Source organism: Sporomusa aerivorans, from assembly GCF_041428895.1.
In the GTDB taxonomy this organism is placed as follows: domain Bacteria; phylum Bacillota; class Negativicutes; order Sporomusales; family Sporomusaceae; genus Sporomusa; species Sporomusa aerivorans.
Window position 1 is genome coordinate 3132649 of record NZ_CP156926.1, and the last position, 17685, is coordinate 3150333.

The window sequence follows — 17685 nt, forward strand, 5'->3', positions numbered from 1 at the left end:
GAAATTTTCACTCCCTTTTTTTAAAAAAAGAGAAGGAATATTTGACATCTAGGAGAATATGTATTACTAAGATGAGTTCCGAGTCAGTGTTTCCGTAACGGAAGTATTGACCAAAGGGCATGGAGAGTAATTTTCATGCCTGCCTTACGCAAAGGAAGTCTGTGTGCAGACTTTCTTTTTTTGTTTTTCTAAACATAATTAAGGAGGAGATTTTTGTGTTTTACCGTGTTAACATGGCCACTCTGGCAGTAACCAAAGAAGCGGGCGAACAGTACAAAGGCTTGGCTGGGCGGGCACTTACCTCCCGCATAGTAAAAACCGAAGTGGATGCCAATGCCCATGCACTTGGCAGGCTCAACAAACTAGTTCTTGCACCGGGCTTTCTAACCGGCACTTTTGCCCCCAACGCCGGCCGGATGTCTTTTGGCGCCAAGAGCCCGCTGACCGGAACTATCAAGGAAAGTAATGTAGGCGGTTTTATCGGCCATAAGCTGGGCCGTTGCGGCGTAACGGCCATTATTGTTGAAGATACAGCATCAGACGATAAAATGTACACAATAGTAGTTACAAAAGACGGGATAAAATTAGAGGAATGCCCCGAACTGAAAGGACTTAACATTTACGATGCTTCTGCCAAACTGCAGCAAAAATACGGCGCTAAAGCCGGTATCGCCACTATCGGTACTGCCGGCGAGAACAAAATGGCTTCCGCCTGTATCGGAGCAACCGACCAGGATGGAGAACCTACCCGTCAGGCCGGCCGCGGCGGTCTGGGGGCAGTCATGGGCAGCAAAGGCTTAAAAGCGATTGTCGTTGATGATGCCGGTGCAGCCAATATACCTTTTGTTAACGAAGAGGCATTCCGGGCCGGCGCGAAGAAACTGGCAAAAGCCCTTACTACCCATGCTGTTACCGGTCAAGGCCTGCCGACCTATGGCACCAACGTACTTGTCAATATATTAAACGAAGCCGGTGGTTTACCGACCAGAAACTTTACAGAGGGACGTTTTGAAGGCGCTAATGATATTAGCGGCGAAACTATGTATGAGACCATCAAAGCCAGGGGTGCCAATCCGACTCACGCCTGCTCGCCCGGTTGCATCATCCGCTGTTCACAAACCTATAAAGATAAAGACGGAAAAATGATTACCGGCGGCCTGGAGTATGAAACCTGCTGGGGTTTTGGCGCTGATCTCGGTATCAACAATCTGGACGATATTGCTTATATGAACCGGCTGTGCGACGATTATGGCGTAGACACCATTGAGATGGCTGTAACTCTGGGTGTGGCCATGGAAGCCGGTGTAGCAAAGTTCGGTGACAGTAAAGCGGCAATTGAACTGATTCATGAGATGGGCAAAGCAACGCCGCTTGGACGCATTTTAGGCGCTGGCGCGACTGTTACCGGTAAAGTGTATGGTGTAAGCCGTGTCCCGGCAGTCAAAGGACAGGGTATTCCGGCTTATGATCCTCGCGCCGTTAAAGGCGTGGGTGTGACCTATGCAACAACTACGATGGGGGCTGACCATACTGCCGGCTATGTTGTAGCTACTAATATTCTTGGTATCAGTGGCAAAACAGATCCTTTGGCAGCTGAGGGTCAAGTAGATCTGTCCCGTAATTTCCAAATAGCCACTTCCTTTATCGATGCTACCGGTCTCTGCCTGTTTGTAGCTTTTGCAATCCTGGATATTCCTGAAGGGATGGAAGGCATAGTTGAAATGTGTAATGCCCGCTATGGCTGGAATTATACACTTAATGACTATCTGGAAATGGGTAAAGAAGTGCTTCGCGATGAACGGGCTTTTAACAAAGCGGCTGGCTTTGGCGACGATTCTGATGATTTGCCTGACTTTTTCCGGCATGAACCGCTCAAGCCTCATAATGTGGTCTTTGACATCAGTAAAGAAGAACTCAAGCAAGTATTTAACTTTTAAACTTTTCTTGGCTGTGAGCCCGACTATTGGTCGGGCTCACTATCTGATCTTTCCTTACAAATTATAGAATTAATTGAATAAATTTACTGATGCAAGCCGGAGGGGCGCTATGCTTACTCATTTTGAGCAGGATGATATTCTTCTTATCTGGAAGGAGTATATTTCAGGGGAAAACTGGATGCCTTCCATCCGCCAACAGATAGTTGAATCTTGGACTCGCTGTGAACAGGCAGGTGTGAACCCGTATAACCATGAACTGCAAAGTAAACTTGATGAAGCGGCGCTGCACAGGACACTTGTGAAAAAGCAGGAGCTAATTACCATTGCAGTCCCGTTTATGGCCAATCTTTATGAATTTGTGCGTGGGTCCGGTTTTGTTGTTGTTTTGAGCGATGAGCGGGGTTATATATTGGAGATGTTCGGTGACGAGGATATGCTAAATAATCCAAGAACCAGTAACTTTTTTCATGGCGCGTGCTGGCGAGAGGAAGAAGCAGGTACCAACGCCATCGGAACAGCACTGGTGCTTAAACGGCCTATTCAGGTTTCCGGTGCCGAGCATTACTGCCAGAAACATCATTGCCTGACGTGCTCAGCTGCCCCGATACTTGATGATTGTGGACAAATTATCGGAATTTTGGATATGTCAGGCCCGTTTGCCTTGTCGCACATGCACACACTGGGAATGGTTGTGGCAGCCACCGAAGCAATCATGGCGCAAATTGATATCCGCCGTAAAAACCGTGAGTTGATATTAGCGAATAATCGCTCTATAGATATTCTGAATTCGTTATCTGACGGGATACTGATGATTGATGCAAGGGGAGTTGTAAATCAGCTAAATCCTGCCGCCCAAAAAATATTTAACAAAAATGAATCAGATATACTGGGCATGTCTATTGACGGTATATTTAACGGCAAAGCAGCTGCAATTTGGCGGATGCTTAATGCCAAGGAATCTTTTACAGATATCGAGATAATGATAGAAACAAGAAACAGTACTATTCATTGTATGGCGTCCGGGGAGCCATTGTCCGACGAACAGGGAAAGGTTAGCGGCGGAGTGCTTATCTTACGGCCTATTAAAAATGTGAAAAACTTGGTCAACCGGTTTAGCGGCTACCATGCCGCATTGCAGTTTAGCGACATTATCGGCGACAGTGCGGAAATACATGAGACAATACGAATAGCTTCGCTGGCGGCTACTACGTCCTCGAATATTCTGTTACAGGGGGAAAGTGGCACCGGCAAAGAAATATTTGCGCAAGCAATCCATAACCGCAGTGAATGTCGCAAAGGTCCTTTTGTTGCCCTTAATTGCGGCGTTATTCCGCGGGAACTTATTGGCAGTGAACTGTTTGGTTATGTTGAAGGCGCATTTACGGGAGCTGCCCGGGGAGGAAAGCCAGGTAAGTTCGAATTGGCTTCAGGCGGTACTCTTTTTCTTGACGAAATTGGTGATATGCCGCTGGAACAGCAGGTAGCCCTGCTCAGAGTACTGCAGGAAAAAAAGCTTACCCGGATTGGCAGCGATAAAGTTATACCTGTGGATGTACGGGTTATTTGTGCAACCAATAAAAACTTGCCCAAAGAAATTGAGCAGGGTACTTTCCGGCAAGATTTATATTATCGCCTGAATGTCATATCGATAACTATACCGCCGCTGCGTAACCGGATTAAAGATATTCCGCTGCTTTTTAAACATTTTATGGACAAAATTGGCCGGGATCGTAGCTGCAACTTTTATGTTGAGTCACAGGTTCTGGAATATTTGGAGCGGTATGCTTGGCCAGGCAATGTGCGGGAATTGCAAAATGTTGCCGAACGTGCTGTGAGTTTGGCGGAAGCGGGAGAAATTACTGTTGCCCATTTGCCTTCTGAGGTATATATAGCACCGCCATTTTATGTATTACAAGCCGGCTTGTCACTCTGGACCAACGAAGCACGAGACCGCGAACAGCGGCAACAGCTTATGCACAAGGCGGAAAGACAGCAGATATTGACGCTTTTATCCAAGCATGGCGGAAATATCAGCGTTGTGGCCCGGGAATTCGGGGTCTCCCGGAACACGTTATATCGAAAAATGCGTTTATATGCAATCGAAAACTAATAAAGGCTTTTCAACAGAAAAGCTAATGGAAACCCAAGGCGTAACTTTCCTTATTTGTGAAAGTTACGCCTTTATTTTGTCTGTTGAGTGTATGTTCAGGATATTTTCCATATAATACAGGATACCGGCTAATCGTACAATTGAAGGAAGTGAACAATATTTGACCCGGGTAAATTCAGAAATTCCGACACTATACACTATTGTTACACCTATTCGCTCGGTCGCTTTTGCCAATCATTGCGTCTGGGTGGAAAAGATGAAAAAGGATTTATATACAGGCAGCGAATGCGCAATTTATTATGAGCCTTATCCAAATCAGGTGTATCCATTTACCGTTGATGCAATTTTCGTCGAAATTGTAGTAACCAGGACAAGTTACACGGTTGCGGGATTTGCCGTATTTCCCGATAAGTCGCGTCGGGAAATGCGTATTGAGGAACGACATAGTAATTATCGTGATGCTAAACATTCCGCCAATCAATGGGTATTATCAGTCCGTGAGGCATTTAACATAAATTAGCGCTAGCCTGCGTTATCTCCCTGTGTTGCATACGGGAGATTTTTTATGCCCTAAACTTCTCATGATAATGTGTCATCTTTGTGTTATAGCAATGTAACACAAAAATGGCACAAATGGAACAGTTATCTAACATATTCACTAAAAACAGACTGATTTTATAATTTCAAATTAGTAAATTACCTGGGAAAATTGGTTTGGCATGGATTTTGCTAATATATAATGCGTGGAAAATAATGGGATGAAATCGTTTTTGCCCAGAGTGCAATGTGTTTTCAAAACAGTGGGGGCATAGAGGAAACTCTATAATATACTGAAGATTCCGGCAACTGGGAGGTGAGTAGTAAACTCTGTTATGTGTGTTGGCAACATGCCCCGGTTTACTAAAAAGAGAGTTAAAATTAAAAAGATTTGTGAGGAGGAATTGCAATGACAAAAAAATCTTATGGGTATTTTATGCCTCCGGTAACTATTATGGGTGTTGGTTGTCTTGAAGACATTACTGATTACATAAAGCCTATGGGCTTCAAAAAAGCCTTGATTGTCAGTGATAAAGTCCTTGTTCAAATAAAACTCATAAAAAAAATAACTGATGTCCTTGATGGCATTGGTGTTGAATATGTTATTTTTGACGGGGCCCAGCCTAACCCAACCGTAAGTAATGTTAATGACGGCTTAAAAATGCTGCAGGATAACGAATGTGATTTCGTTGTGTCTTTTGGCGGGGGTTCGCCGCATGACTGTGCAAAAGGTATTGCCCTTGTAGCTGCCAATGGCGGCAAGATTGAAGACTATGAAGGTATTAACAAGTCAGCTAAACCCCAGCTGCCTCTGATTGCTGTAAATACCACTTCCGGTACTGCCAGCCAAATGACCCGTTTCTGTATTATCACTGACGAAAGCCGTCACGTAAAAATGGCTATTGTTGACTGGCATACAACAGCAGTTATCGCAGTTGATGATGCCGACCTGATGGTTGCCATGCCGTCCGCTCTGACCGCCGCTACCGGTATGGACGCTCTGACTCACGCCATTGAAGCGTATGTTTCCACTATTGCCACCCCTGTTACTGACTGTGCAGCCTTAAAAGCTGTTGAATTGATTGCCGGCTATCTGCGAAGAGCTGTTAAAGACGGTAATGATATGGAAGCCAGAGAAATGATGACCTACGCCGAGTATCTTGCCGGTGTTGCCTTTAATAATGCAAGTCTGGGCTATGTGCATGCAATGGCCCACCAACTTGGCGGTTTCTATGATTTGCCGCACGGTGTCTGCAATGCAATCCTGCTGCCTGCAGTGGAAGATTATAATGCCAAAATCGTGCCGGAGAGATTTGTTGATATTGCTAAAGCTATGGGTAAAGACGTTGCCGGATTGTCTGCCCAGGAAGCGGCAGCTGACGCATTGGCCGCCATACGTGAGCTTTCAGCCGATATCGGTATTCCTGCCGGACTGAAAGATCTTAGCGGCTTCGAGGAAAAAGATATCCCGGTGTTAGCCGCCAATGCGCTTAAAGACGCTTGTGGCTTGACCAATCCCAAACAGGCTACCCAGGAAGAAATTGAGAATATCTATAGAGCCGCAATTTAATTTAGAAGTGAATCGCGACAGGAGCCTGGTTCTCGGCCGGGCTCCTGACTCCGTTTTACTACGGGATGTAAAAATTAAAACCCTCTGGCTTAATTATCTCTAAAGGGAGTGGCCGGCTAAAATGAGCAATATGTTAGCATTAATAATGCAGGAATTATTAAACAAATGGCAAAATAGTAAGTATAATCTTACATACATATGGAGGTAGCCGTGGAACAAGTAAACGAAGCTATCAAACACAAAGTATCCGAACTGGCAAAAAATGGCCGAATTACCTGTGCCGAAGCTACAGAACTTGCCAAAGCGCAAGGCGTTCCCCCAACTATAGTCGGACAGGCTGCCGATGCTGCCGGAGTCAAAATTACTGCTTGCCAATTAGGGTGTTTTGGGGTCAAAAAGGAAGGCTAATTATGGATTTTTTTAATTGCATATCATTAAGAACGGCGCAGGGGCTGGTAGCGGATGCTCTATCCGTATCACCTACCGGGGTTGAAGAAGTTGATCTTATACAGGCTCTTGGCCGTGTTGTCGCCGAAGATATTTCTGCGGGCAGTGATTTGCCGCCTTTTAGCCGATCTACAGTTGACGGATATGCTGTATTGAGCCGTGATACCTTTGGGGCCGGGGAAGGTGTACCGGTGATGCTGGCTGTTGTTGGCGAGGTATTAATGGGTCAGTCGGCTGAGTACAGCGTTGTTCCGGGGCAGGCCGTGGTTATTCCGACAGGCGGGATGCTGCCGGCAGGGGCAGATGCAGTCGTAATGCTTGAGTATACGGAATGCTCTGACAATGAAACGCTGCTGGTGCTCAAACCGGTTGCTCCCGGTGAAAATGTTGTTGTCAAAGGTGAGGACATTAAAGCAGGCACGGTTTTCATAACTGCCGGGAGTAAGCTGACAGCAGCGGAAATTGGTGCGCTGGCAGCTTGCGGTATTGCGAAAGTCAAAGTCTTTGGACGGCTTACGGTCGGAGTGATCTCCACAGGTGACGAGGTCGTTGCTGTAGACGTTGTCCCCGTTGGCGGCCAGGTGCGTGATATTAACTCGTATACGTTAGGGGCTATGTTGGCGGAAACAGACTGCCAGGTGAGATATTATGGCATTATAAAAGATAATTATGAAAAATTGCGGCAAGCCATTATTAAAGCTGTAACGGAAACCAAGCTAGTGCTTGTTTCGGGAGGCAGTTCGGTTGGTGCGCGGGATCATACTGTGCGGGTAATTGAAGAACTTGGTCAACAAAGAGTTATGTTTCACGGCTTAGCTGTAAAACCGGGTAAACCAACCATTTTTGGCATGATCGGACAAGTGCCTGTGTTTGGCCTTCCAGGCCATCCGGTTGCTGCTATGACTGTTTGCCAGTCGTTAGTAATCCCTGCGGTCAAAAAAATGCACGGCTTAAGGACCGGCAAGGCTGGTATTCAGGTTCTGGCGAAACTTACCAGGAATATTGCTTCAGCTCCAGGGCGGGACGATTTCCTGCGTGTCAGACTTGTTTGGCGGGAAGGAGAATATCTGGCCGAGCCTGTGCTGGGAAAATCAGGGCTTATCAGCGTTATGACGCAGGCTGACGGTATTGTGCGGATATCTGCTGAAAGCAGCGGATTGTATGCCGGCGATGTTGTTAATGTCGAAGTTATGAGGGAGGCCTAGCATGCACACGGGAAGAGCTTATCTGGAATGTTTACCCAGAGAAAAAGCATGGGAATTATGGCATGGTAAACTGGAAGCCGCCGCATATTTTGCCGATGTACCTGTTGAATTGGTGCCTGTTGTGCAGTCCTTGGGCAGGGTTACTGCCACGTGTATTTATGCCGGGCAGTCTGTCCCGCATTATAATGGTGCGGCCATGGACGGTATTGCCATCCGGGCGCAGGATACTTTCGGTGCCTCAGAAACCAAGCCTGTACACCTGACCCTCTTAAGGAACCATGAGCCGTTTATTCCAGGCGGATGTTACATTGTTGATACCGGTGATTTGCTGCCGGCAGAAACCAACGCCGTTATAATGATTGAGGATGTCCATATTGAAGATGCCTTGGCAGAGATTATCGCCGCCGCCACACCGTGGCAGCATGTGCGAATCATTGGTGAAGATATAGTTGTTAATGAAATGGTTCTACCCGAGCACCACGTTATCAGGCCGCCTGATGTGGCAGCCCTGCTGGCCGCCGGGTTGGAAACAGTCGAGGTGATCTCGCGTCCTATTGTTACGGTTATTCCCACCGGTACTGAACTTGTCCCCCGGGCGCAGGATTTAAAACCGGGTGCCATTCTGGACGTTAATTCCCATATGCTGTGTGCCGCTGTCACCGAGTGGGGCGGCCAAGGCGAACGTCATGAGATTGTTCCTGATGATTACGAGCAAATTAAACAGGCAGTTATAACCAGCCTTAAAACCAGCGACATGGTTATCACCAATGCCGGAACATCCGCAGGAACTGAAGATTATACTGCGCGCATTCTGGCAGAACTTGGCGAGCTTCTGGTTCACGGCGTGGCCATTAAACCGGGTAAACCAGTTGTCCTGGCTATCTGCAACGGTAAACCGGTAATTGGTTTGCCGGGATATCCGGTATCTGCCATGCTGACAGCTGAACTGTTTGTCAGAGATATATTGCGTGAGCGGCAAAAACTGCCGCTGCCTGAAGTGCCGGTGATGCAGGCCGTGCTTGCACGGCAACTGTACTCATATGTTGGCGTTGAGGAGTATGTGCGCGTTTCTATTGGTAAAATTCAGGGCAAAACAGTTGCCGCGCCGCTTAGCAGGGGCGCCGGTATACTTTCCTCACTGATAAAAGCGCAAGGCGTGCTGGCAGTCGGCGCGGCGAGTCCGGGTCTACAAGCCGGAGCCGCAGTAGAGGTCCGGTTGTTTGACCCACAGCAGCCGGAGACGGTGCTGGCAGTAGGCAGCCATGATTTGGCGCTTGACATTTTAGGTGTTTTTCTCAAACGGCAGGCCGGAAAACTGTTGACTGCGGCAAATGTCGGCAGTATGGGTGGTATAATGGCAATAAAAAACAATGAGGCCCACCTGGCCGGCGTTCATATGCTTGATGAAAAAACCGGAGAGTATAATATACCTTTTGTCAATAAATATTTGCCTAAAGGGAACTGGCAGCTGGTACGGCTGGCCAAACGTGAGCAAGGCTTGATGGTCCTGCCGGGGAATCCGGAAAATATAAAGGGATTAGCCGATCTCGTCCGCAAGAATATTACCTATGTAAATAGGCAGCGTGGTTCGGGAACGCGGATGCTGCTGGATTATCTGCTGAAAAAGCAGGGAATATCCGCCGGCGATATGGACGGCTATGAAAAAGAAGTTAGTACCCATATGGCGGTTGCAGCCACAATTAAAGCTGGCGCGGCCGATACCGGTATGGGCATCCGGGCGGCGGCCCAAGCGTTAGGATTGGAGTTTATTCCAATTTCCCATGAATGCTATGATGTAATTCTGAATTTTCCGCCGGAGGATAATGCGGCAGAGGCGATAATTGGTATTTTGCAGTCAGCCGAATTCCGGCAGGAAGTGGAACGCCTGGGGGGTTACGACCTGACAGAGGCTGGCACAGTAATGGCAGTTAATACTATGTGAGGAGGCGTGTACAGGATGGCTTTGGAAGTTCGGCTGTTTGCCACACTGCGCAATTACTTTCCTGAGGCGCCGGGAGGAGTGCTTGCCGTTGAAGACACAACGGCCGGTACCCTCAGGGAACTTATTACAAACTTAAAGCTCAACCCTGACGAAATAAAAATTTTCATGGTTAACGGCGTACAGGCCGACTTAAGTAGCGAAATCAAAGACGGCGACAGGATTGGCCTGTTTCCGCCAGTCGGCGGCGGTTAAGAAAAAGAGAGGGGCTTAAGACACAGGAATGGAACTTACACATTTTAATAACTCCGGTAAGGCCCGCATGGTAGATGTCAGCGTAAAGGAAGAAACCAGGCGGGAAGCTGTGGCTGAAGGACGGATAACTATGAAGCCATCTACGCTTGCCCTGGTAAAGCAAGGCGCTATGGGCAAGGGGGATGTGCTAGGGGTTGCTCAGGTAGCCGGTGTAATGGGCGCTAAGCGAACATGGGATCTAATTCCGATGTGCCACCCGCTTTTATTAACCGGAGTAAACCTGGAGTTTGTAATTGATGATGCCGGCAGTGCCATCAATATCAAAGCAGTTGTCAAAACTACAGGTAAAACCGGGGTGGAGATGGAAGCGCTTACTGCGGCATCTGTTGCTGCGTTAACAATCTATGATATGTGCAAAGCCGTTGATAAAGGCATGACCATTGAGTATATACGGCTAATGGCTAAATCAGGCGGCAAAAGCGGCGATTATGTCAGGGAGGATAAATAATATGCAGGGAAAAATTGTGGCTGTTTGTACCAGCAAGAATAAAGGGGAACGCAAAAAAAACGTCGGGCAGGCGAAGCTATTGGTTGGGCTTGGCTTAGAAGGCGATGCTCACGCTGGTTTCCAGCACCGTCAGGTTAGTCTGCTGGCATTGGAAAGTATTGAAAAAATGCGAAATATGGGGTTGGATGTCCACCCGGGTGATTTTGCGGAAAATTTGACAACCGAAGGTCTAATCCTCCCGGTTTTGCCGATCGGCACCAAACTGAGGATTGGAGAGGCATTGCTGGAAGTCAGCCAGATAGGTAAGGAATGTCATACCCGCTGCAATATTTATTATCAGGCCGGTGACTGTGTAATGCCGAAGGAAGGAATTTTTGCCATTGTAATAACAGGCGGGAAAGTAGCAAACGGCGATGCTATTGAGGTGATCGAAAATGTTTAGCATTGGTATTGTTACCGCAAGTGACAAAGGATCGCGCGGTGAACGCGAGGATGTAAGCGGCAGGATTATTGCAGAAATGCTCACGGAACTGGGGACGGTTAAACACTACCTGATTGTTCCCGATGAACAGAACGCCCTTAGTGAGGCAATCGTGGATATGGCCGATAAAAAACAAATCGATCTCATTCTTACTACCGGCGGTACCGGACTGGGGCCACGTGATGTTACACCGGAAGCAACGTTGGCAGTAATAGACAGACTGGTACCGGGGATCCCGGAAGCCATGCGGGCCAAGTCTTTAACAATTACTTCCCGGGCCATGTTGTCACGGGCGGTAGCTGGAATGCGCGGGCGTACGCTTATCATCAATCTTCCCGGCAGTCCGAAAGGGGTAAAGGAGTGTCTGGAAGTAATTTTACCGGCACTGGAACATGGGTTAGCTATTATGAAAGGGGAGGCAGGTGAATGTGCGCGGCCTTAGACTTGAAGCATTATTTAAAGTGTAAATAAGTCACGGATCTTTAGATTCGGGGAGAAATAGAAAGAGGTGCAACATGCAAAGAACCGGAAAACATTTGCTGGGTGCTCTGTTGATAATACTCATGACCTTTGTTTTGTCTGCCTGCCAGAAAGCTCCCGAGCAGCAGGCGCAGGCGCCGGTTAAGCCTGCCAAACCGGAAGTAATCCTGGCAACGACTACCAGTACTCAGGACAGCGGACTGCTGGATGTGGTGATACCGGCATTTGAAAAGAAAACAGGTTATAAAATTAAGACAATTTCCGTTGGTACCGGTCAGACTCTGGCTATGGGGGAAAAAGGTGAAGCTGACGTATTGCTGGTACATGCTCCGGACGCTGAAAAGAAAGTTGTTGCAGCCGGGGCTGCCATAAGCCGCAGGATGGTTATGCATAATGACTTTGTTCTTGTCGGACCTGCTGAAGACCCGGCTAAAATTAAAGGCAAATCGGCGCCGGATTCACTCAAAGCGGTTAGCAACGCGAATGCGGTATTTGTATCACGGGGTGACGACTCAGGTACACATAAATTAGAATTGAATTTGTGGAAACTTGCGGCCATTAAACCGCAAGGAAGCTCCTGGTATCAGGAAGCCGGAGCCGGTATGGGGCAGACACTGAAAATTGCGGATGAGAAAAAAGGCTATACTATCGCCGACCGGGCCACTTATTTAGCGCAGGCGAAAAATATTACCCTGAAAATTTTAGTGGAAGGCGATGCCAAATTACTTAATATTTACCACGTAATGGAAGTCAATCCTGAGAAATTTACCAAAGTAAATAAAGAAGGAGCCAAAGCTTTTGCCGACTTCCTGCTTTCCAGTGAAGGACAAGGTTTAATTGCTGCTTTTGGCAAAGATAAATATGGTCAGGCTTTATTTACTGAAGATGGCGGTAAAACGGAAAAGGATTTTGGTCTATAATTTGATTTGAGGATTACAGTGTATTATGGATAATCTTTGGCAGGATCCTGAGATATTGGCGGTAACATTATTGACCATTAAGGTTTCGGGGACGGCTACGCTGATAAGTATAATACTGGGAGTGCCACTGGGCCTTTGGCTGGCGCTGAATGAGTTCCCGGGAAAAAAACTTTTTGTCAGCGTTGTTAACTTTGGCATGGGGTTACCGCCTGTCGTTGTGGGATTGGTGGTGAGTTTAATGCTTTGGCGGTATGGCCCTCTTGGTATGCTGGGGATTATGTATACGTCCTGGGCCATGATTATTGCCCAAGCCGTAATTGCCAGCCCCATTGTTGCCGGTTTGTCATTTGCTGCAATCAGCAGCCTTAATCCTAAGCTTCGTCTACAACTGATGTCTCTCGGAGCTTCCAAATGGCAGGCCAATATGCTGCTTATACGGGAAGCCAGACTCGGTCTGCTGGCTGCTGTTATGGCTGGTTTTGGCGGCGTAGTATCTGAAGTGGGGGCCTCCATGATGGTGGGCGGAAACATTAAGGGACAAACCAGAGTATTAACAACCGCTACCGTTATGGAAGTCGGCAAAGGAAATTATGATACTGCTCTGGCGCTTAGTGCTATCCTGTTACTGGTAGCGTACAGCATAGTTGCCGCCCTGACGTATCTGCAAAACAGGGCGGCAAAATGAGCAGGCGGAGGACTATGGGCAAAGCCATTATTCAGTTGGCCGGGATAAAAATATACCGCAATCGCCGGCCTGTACTCGACATAGATAATATGACTGTAACTGCCGGCGAAATGGTGGCGTTGGCTGGTGCCAACGGGGCAGGAAAAAGTACGCTTTTGCAGGTAATTAATATGTTGTTGCCATACCAGCAGGGGACGCTTACTCTGTTTGGTCAGGATGCTGCTAAATATGGCCGGGAAAATGCCCGTTTTTACAGTGCTATGATGTTTCAGGAGACGCTGCTTGTGAGAGGTACTGTTTATGATAATGTTGCCTTACCGCTTAAATTTCGCGGTTGCCCTGACAGTCAGATAGCCGAAAAGGTTACTGCTGCCCTTGCCACATTTAGGTGTCAGCACTTGGCCAGGCGGCAGGCAAACCAATTGTCAGGCGGGGAAGCGCAACGGGTCGGGCTTGCCCGGGCAATTGTTTATCAGCCGCAGTTATTGCTTTTGGACGAACCTTTTGCCGCTCTGGATGCGGCTTCACGCACCGCGATTCTTAGTGATTTGCGACAGGTTGCAATGCAAAATAAGCTGACAGTTCTACTGGTCAGCCATAATTTCAACGATGTATTGTATTTTGCCGAGCGGGTTGTGGTTTTAGAGGGCGGCCGGATTGTTCAGGATGAGTGTCCGGAAGCCGTTCTTCGCCGGCCGGCAACACAGGCGGTGGCTAATTTGGTGGATATGGACAATATTCTGCCGTGCCAGGTGGAATGCAGCGGATCCAGTGTGATGATACGTCTTCCTGGCGGCATTGAATTCAGCAAGAATGCACCGGCTCCAGCCAGGCCGTCCGCTTGCTGTCTGCCTGGCGATGCTATTTATATTCTGAATCAGAGTCCTATGCGGGAGTGCCGGCCCTTCATCACGCTTAATGGCACGATAAGCGCCATTACTCCGGGTATCGGAGCCTATAAAGTCAGCATTAAGTCAAGTTGTTTAGCTTTAACTTTGCGGGCGCCGCGGGAGCAGACAAGCGGTCTGTCTTTAGGGGACAATATTGAAGTGGGCTTTAATCCTGATGAGATTCAGCTTGTTTAGTTTATATTTCAATAACTGCTTGTTCAATCCGGTTGATACCAGGTATTTTCTCAAGCTCATCCAGAAGCTTGAATAATGCCTGGTCTTTATTTTTGGCTTCTATCATAACGTCAACATCCTGGCCGAATTTACCGGCCATAGTGAGAAAAGGGAGAACATCGGCTACTTCAACAAAATCGGCATGACTGCGGAACTCCTTCATATTCTTGGGACTGGAAATATGAATTTTGGGTATAGCCCCATGCCAGGTTCTGACAATATCAGGCCATAAATCGGCCACAGTTTCACCGTTATTAGCGCAATAATGGTGATGGACGTCAAGCACCATGGGTACGGAAATTTCTTGACACAGCGCCAGCACTTCGGCGGCAGTATACACTTTATCATCATTTTCGAGCATCAGCCGCAGGCGAATCCGGTCAGATAAACTGTTAAACTGGCTGACAAATCTGTCTAGCGAACTTTCTTTATTCTTATAGACGCCGCCAACATGTATAACTAACTGCGGAGCAGTCGGCAGGCCCATGGCTTCCAGCATATTGACATGATAGTCAAGATCCTTGACTGAGGCAGCCAGCACCTCTGTCTTAGGACTGTTAAGCAAAGTATAATGATCCGGGTGAGCGCTGACACGCATGCCGTGGCTTTTAATGTAATCGCCGATTTCCTGCCATTCGGAGGCAAAATCAGCAAGGTAATTCCAAGTATTGGCGGTTAAGGGATGAGTGGCCAGGGGAACGGTTTTGGAGGTAAAGCGGTAAAAATGAATACCATGGGCCGCATTGTAACGCAATATGCGAAGTGTAGTGGCTAAATTTTCCTGTGTTAAGCGCCGTAACCGGTTAATGCGTCCCTTCTGGTCAGCTATTTTTGCTAGCGAAGTTGCCGTAACTGTTTTGTTAGGCGAACCATCGGCGATATTTAGGGCAATCGCAACATAGCCAAACCTAACTCGCATAATATGTACCTCTGTTAGTCAAAATCATATTTGTGAAATATGTTAATATATATTATAACTAAGTCAGTTATTCCTTACTACTGTAACACTGAACCGAAATTATAAAGGGGATTCTTCTCATTATGGCGAACTATTAATAGATTAACACTGGCTAATTTTGTCACATAATAACAAAGGAGATGATTGTTGTGTTAAGGGCTAATTTTATGCAAGAGCTTACCGGTATCCGCGAGGCAATAAAGAATATGGGAGAACGGGCTACTTTATCGGTGCAGATGGCAGTCGGCTCTTTTACAACGAATGATGTCTCCTGTGCAATGCGTTCGCGGCAATATGAAAAAGAAGTAGATGCTATGTATAAAGAAATTGATGACAAATGCATTGTAACTATGGCAACACAGCAGCCGGCAGCGATAGATTTAAGATTCCTGGTTTCGAGTATTAAAATTGCCAATGAAATTGAAAGAATTGCTGATTATGCCAATAATATTGCCAAGATAGTCCAAAAGAAGTTTCCCGGCTTGGAGCTATCGTCGCTTGCGCCAGTGTCAGCCCGGATAACAAAGCTGGGAGATATGGCTGTCGAAATGCTTGCCGACTCGATCAAGGCATATGAATTAAATGATGCTAATCTCGCGAGTCTAGTTAGAGAGCGGGATGTTGAGGTGAACAAGCTGAACAAACAACTGCTTAAAGATATACTGAATATTGCCATCGATAATCCTGGCAATCAGGAAGTCGTTCTTGAATACAATGTTGCCATCCGTTATATTGAACGGGTGGCTGACAGGGCGACAAATATTGCTGAATGGGTATTCTATATTGCTACCGGCTACCGCATGAGAGATAAAAAATCCTAGGAGTGAAACTACTTGTCCAAGCCAATCTATATAATAGGTCATCGCAATCCTGATACTGACTCTATTTGCTCAGCCATAGCCTATACTTATCTTAAAGACCTTTTGGGGGAGCAGGTTATTCCGGCCCGTGCCGGAAAAATCAATGCCGAGACCAAATATGTGCTGGATTATTTTGATGTTCCAACGCCAAAGCTTATTCTGGATATGTATCCGCGAGCGAAAGATGTAATGCACGAAAAAATTGTTGTGATCCATCCCTGGAACACACTTAGAAAATTAGGGCAGCTTATTAAGGAACATAGTGTTAAGTCTATACCTGTTGTCGAGAGTGACGGCAGTTTGGTCGGTATTGTTACTGTCGGAGATTTAGCGGAACGTTATGTTAATGAATTGGGTATGCAGGATTTAAGAGAAACCGGTGTTGATTATGGCGGGATTCTCCGTAGCCTTACCGGTACTTTGGTGTGTGGCGGAGATTTAGCAAACCGGATTGAAGGCCGCGTTAAAATAGCCGCTTCCCGTACCCAAACCATGGCCAAGGTGATACAACCGGGTGACATTGTTTTGGTGGGCAACCGTACCAATGCGCAGTTGGCTTGCATCGAAGTCGGCGCGGCTTGCCTGATTATAACCGGCGGTTTTGAGGTTGCGCCCGAAGTGATTGAAGCTGCTAAACTAGCTGGAACCTATGTTATCAAAGCTCCCTACGATACCTACACGTGCGGGCGGCTGATCAATCAGAGCATCCCGGTGCGCAAGGTAATGAAAACGACAGTTACCTCCTTTAAACCTGACGATATGGTCGCAGATATAAAAAGTATTTTTATTCGTACCGGTTACCGCAACTACCCGGTTGTGCAAAACGGCAAAGTAGTAGGGCTGATTGACCGTGACCGGTTAATCGTTCCTGAACGTGATCAGGTTATTCTCGTCGATCACAATGAGCGTTCACAAGCGGTGGATGGAATTGAAGAAGCAAAAATTGTGGAAATAGTAGACCATCACCGCTTAGGGGGACTGGAAACAAGTGAACCGATTTTTATCAGACATGAGCCGGTAGGCTCCACCGCAACCATTGTTGCCAATATGTACTGGCACCAGAATATTGCCATGCCCAGGCACATCGCCGGCATATTACTGGCTGCCATCATATCAGACACTGTTTTATTTAAATCACCTACCGCAACGTTAAAAGACCGTGATACTGCGGCTAGACTGGCGCCGATAGCAGGCGTTGATATTCAGGAGTTCGGAATGGGGATGCTGACGGCCGGATCGGTTATTGCCAAGCTGAGTCCGGGTGAAATCATATCTACCGACCTTAAAGAATTTCAAATTGGCGAATATCATGTTGCCATCAGTCAGATTTCCGTGATGGATCCTGAGGCGATACTTAGCCAGCAGAGTCATTTACAGGACGCTCTCCAGGCTATTTGTGAAAAAGAGCAGTATAATATGGCGATATTGCTTATTACCGGAATTCTAGGCGAATCTACCTATTTGCTTTACTATGGCCAGCCTTCCGGTTTGATAGCGGCTGCTTTCGGGGAAGGCCGCCCTGACGGCACTTGGTATTTACCAGGAGTCATGTCAAGGAAAAAACAGGTGGTTCCGCCGCTCATCGAGGCGGTTCGCCGCTTATAGTTCAAATAAATCCTGGTGCGGATAGTGCTGTTATGTTATAATTGTGCCCGTAATTATCATCTTG

Annotated in this window: 17 protein-coding genes and 1 riboswitch; of the genes, 16 read left to right on the forward strand and 1 reads right to left on the reverse strand. The window is 47.2% G+C overall.

Annotated features, from left to right (window positions below):
- Positions 1–64 precede the first annotated feature (64 nt).
- Positions 65–173: riboswitch (molybdenum cofactor riboswitch) on the forward strand.
- A 42-nt stretch (positions 174–215) separates the two neighbouring features.
- The 14 genes from SATMO3_RS14770 to SATMO3_RS14835 all read left to right on the forward strand — a co-directional run bounded on the left by SATMO3_RS14770 (position 216) and on the right by SATMO3_RS14835 (position 14159).
- Positions 216–1937 carry an aldehyde ferredoxin oxidoreductase family protein gene (locus tag SATMO3_RS14770; RefSeq protein ID WP_371381532.1) on the forward strand — a complete coding sequence of 574 codons (1722 nt, stop codon included), beginning with the start codon at positions 216–218 and terminating at the stop codon, positions 1935–1937.
- Positions 1938–2046: 109 nt separating this feature from the next.
- Positions 2047–4047, forward strand: a complete 2001-nt coding sequence (locus SATMO3_RS14775; RefSeq protein WP_371381533.1) for a sigma-54-dependent Fis family transcriptional regulator — start codon at positions 2047–2049, stop codon at positions 4045–4047.
- A gap of 256 nt (positions 4048–4303) precedes the next feature.
- Positions 4304–4567, forward strand: coding sequence for a hypothetical protein (locus SATMO3_RS14780; protein WP_371381535.1), 264 nt, complete (start codon positions 4304–4306; stop codon positions 4565–4567).
- A gap of 426 nt (positions 4568–4993) precedes the next feature.
- Entirely contained in the window at positions 4994–6154 is a 1161-nt protein-coding gene (locus SATMO3_RS14785; RefSeq protein WP_371381537.1) for an iron-containing alcohol dehydrogenase, read from the forward strand.
- 210 nt (positions 6155–6364) lie between these two features.
- The gene (locus SATMO3_RS14790) at positions 6365–6562 is read left to right on the forward strand and encodes a hypothetical protein (protein WP_371381539.1); all 198 of its coding nucleotides are present in this window, start codon (positions 6365–6367) and stop codon (positions 6560–6562) included.
- A 2-nt stretch (positions 6563–6564) separates the two neighbouring features.
- Positions 6565–7806 carry a gephyrin-like molybdotransferase Glp gene (gene glp / locus SATMO3_RS14795; RefSeq protein WP_371381541.1) on the forward strand — a complete coding sequence of 414 codons (1242 nt, stop codon included), beginning with the start codon at positions 6565–6567 and terminating at the stop codon, positions 7804–7806.
- A gap of 1 nt (position 7807) precedes the next feature.
- Positions 7808–9748 carry a molybdopterin biosynthesis protein gene (locus SATMO3_RS14800; RefSeq protein WP_371381542.1) on the forward strand — a complete coding sequence of 647 codons (1941 nt, stop codon included), beginning with the start codon at positions 7808–7810 and terminating at the stop codon, positions 9746–9748.
- A 15-nt stretch (positions 9749–9763) separates the two neighbouring features.
- Complete coding sequence (locus tag SATMO3_RS14805; protein ID WP_371381543.1) at positions 9764–10000, forward strand: MoaD/ThiS family protein; 237 nt, start codon at positions 9764–9766, stop codon at positions 9998–10000.
- Positions 10001–10028: 28 nt separating this feature from the next.
- Positions 10029–10508, forward strand: a complete 480-nt coding sequence (moaC, locus tag SATMO3_RS14810; RefSeq protein ID WP_371381545.1) for a cyclic pyranopterin monophosphate synthase MoaC — start codon at positions 10029–10031, stop codon at positions 10506–10508.
- A gap of 1 nt (position 10509) precedes the next feature.
- Complete coding sequence (locus SATMO3_RS14815; protein ID WP_371381547.1) at positions 10510–10950, forward strand: MOSC domain-containing protein; 441 nt, start codon at positions 10510–10512, stop codon at positions 10948–10950.
- A complete protein-coding gene (locus SATMO3_RS14820) occupies positions 10943–11431 on the forward strand; it encodes a molybdenum cofactor biosynthesis protein B (protein ID WP_371381549.1) in 489 nt (162 codons plus the stop codon). The genes SATMO3_RS14815 and SATMO3_RS14820 overlap by 8 nt, the downstream gene beginning before the upstream one ends.
- Positions 11432–11504: 73 nt before the next feature.
- Complete coding sequence (locus SATMO3_RS14825) at positions 11505–12389, forward strand: substrate-binding domain-containing protein (RefSeq protein ID WP_371381551.1); 885 nt, start codon at positions 11505–11507, stop codon at positions 12387–12389.
- Between the two features lie 25 nt (positions 12390–12414).
- The gene (locus tag SATMO3_RS14830; RefSeq protein ID WP_371381552.1) at positions 12415–13074 is read left to right on the forward strand and encodes an ABC transporter permease; all 660 of its coding nucleotides are present in this window, start codon (positions 12415–12417) and stop codon (positions 13072–13074) included.
- 14 nt (positions 13075–13088) lie between these two features.
- Positions 13089–14159 (forward strand): ABC transporter ATP-binding protein, encoded by a 1071-nt coding sequence (locus SATMO3_RS14835; protein WP_371381553.1) that lies wholly within the window; start codon positions 13089–13091, stop codon positions 14157–14159.
- 1 nt (position 14160) lies between these two features.
- On the opposite strand, the gene uvsE is transcribed toward SATMO3_RS14835, so the two are convergent.
- The gene (gene uvsE / locus SATMO3_RS14840; RefSeq protein WP_371381554.1) at positions 14161–15117 is read right to left on the reverse strand and encodes a UV DNA damage repair endonuclease UvsE; all 957 of its coding nucleotides are present in this window, start codon (positions 15115–15117) and stop codon (positions 14161–14163) included.
- 188 nt (positions 15118–15305) lie between these two features.
- On the opposite strand from uvsE, the gene phoU reads away from it, so the two are divergent.
- Together phoU and SATMO3_RS14850 are read left to right on the forward strand one after the other, a co-directional pair.
- The gene (gene phoU, locus SATMO3_RS14845; RefSeq protein ID WP_371381555.1) at positions 15306–15977 is read left to right on the forward strand and encodes a phosphate signaling complex protein PhoU; all 672 of its coding nucleotides are present in this window, start codon (positions 15306–15308) and stop codon (positions 15975–15977) included.
- A gap of 12 nt (positions 15978–15989) precedes the next feature.
- Positions 15990–17621 (forward strand): putative manganese-dependent inorganic diphosphatase, encoded by a 1632-nt coding sequence (locus SATMO3_RS14850; protein WP_371381556.1) that lies wholly within the window; start codon positions 15990–15992, stop codon positions 17619–17621.
- Positions 17622–17685: the final 64 nt, after the last annotated feature.

Coding starts and splice junctions, on each gene's coding strand:
- SATMO3_RS14775 (WP_371381533.1), top strand. CDS start 2,047: ATGCTTACTCATTTTGAGCAGGATGATATTCTTCTTATCTGGAAGGAG.
- SATMO3_RS14780 (WP_371381535.1), top strand. CDS start 4,304: ATGAAAAAGGATTTATATACAGGCAGCGAATGCGCAATTTATTATGAG.
- SATMO3_RS14785 (WP_371381537.1), top strand. CDS start 4,994: ATGACAAAAAAATCTTATGGGTATTTTATGCCTCCGGTAACTATTATG.
- glp (WP_371381541.1), top strand. CDS start 6,565: ATGGATTTTTTTAATTGCATATCATTAAGAACGGCGCAGGGGCTGGTA.
- SATMO3_RS14800 (WP_371381542.1), top strand. CDS start 7,808: ATGCACACGGGAAGAGCTTATCTGGAATGTTTACCCAGAGAAAAAGCA.
- SATMO3_RS14805 (WP_371381543.1), top strand. CDS start 9,764: ATGGCTTTGGAAGTTCGGCTGTTTGCCACACTGCGCAATTACTTTCCT.
- moaC (WP_371381545.1), top strand. CDS start 10,029: ATGGAACTTACACATTTTAATAACTCCGGTAAGGCCCGCATGGTAGAT.
- SATMO3_RS14815 (WP_371381547.1), top strand. CDS start 10,510: ATGCAGGGAAAAATTGTGGCTGTTTGTACCAGCAAGAATAAAGGGGAA.
- SATMO3_RS14820 (WP_371381549.1), top strand. CDS start 10,943: ATGTTTAGCATTGGTATTGTTACCGCAAGTGACAAAGGATCGCGCGGT.
- SATMO3_RS14825 (WP_371381551.1), top strand. CDS start 11,505: ATGCAAAGAACCGGAAAACATTTGCTGGGTGCTCTGTTGATAATACTC.
- SATMO3_RS14830 (WP_371381552.1), top strand. CDS start 12,415: ATGGATAATCTTTGGCAGGATCCTGAGATATTGGCGGTAACATTATTG.
- SATMO3_RS14835 (WP_371381553.1), top strand. CDS start 13,089: ATGGGCAAAGCCATTATTCAGTTGGCCGGGATAAAAATATACCGCAAT.
- uvsE (WP_371381554.1), bottom strand. CDS start 15,117: ATGCGAGTTAGGTTTGGCTATGTTGCGATTGCCCTAAATATCGCCGAT.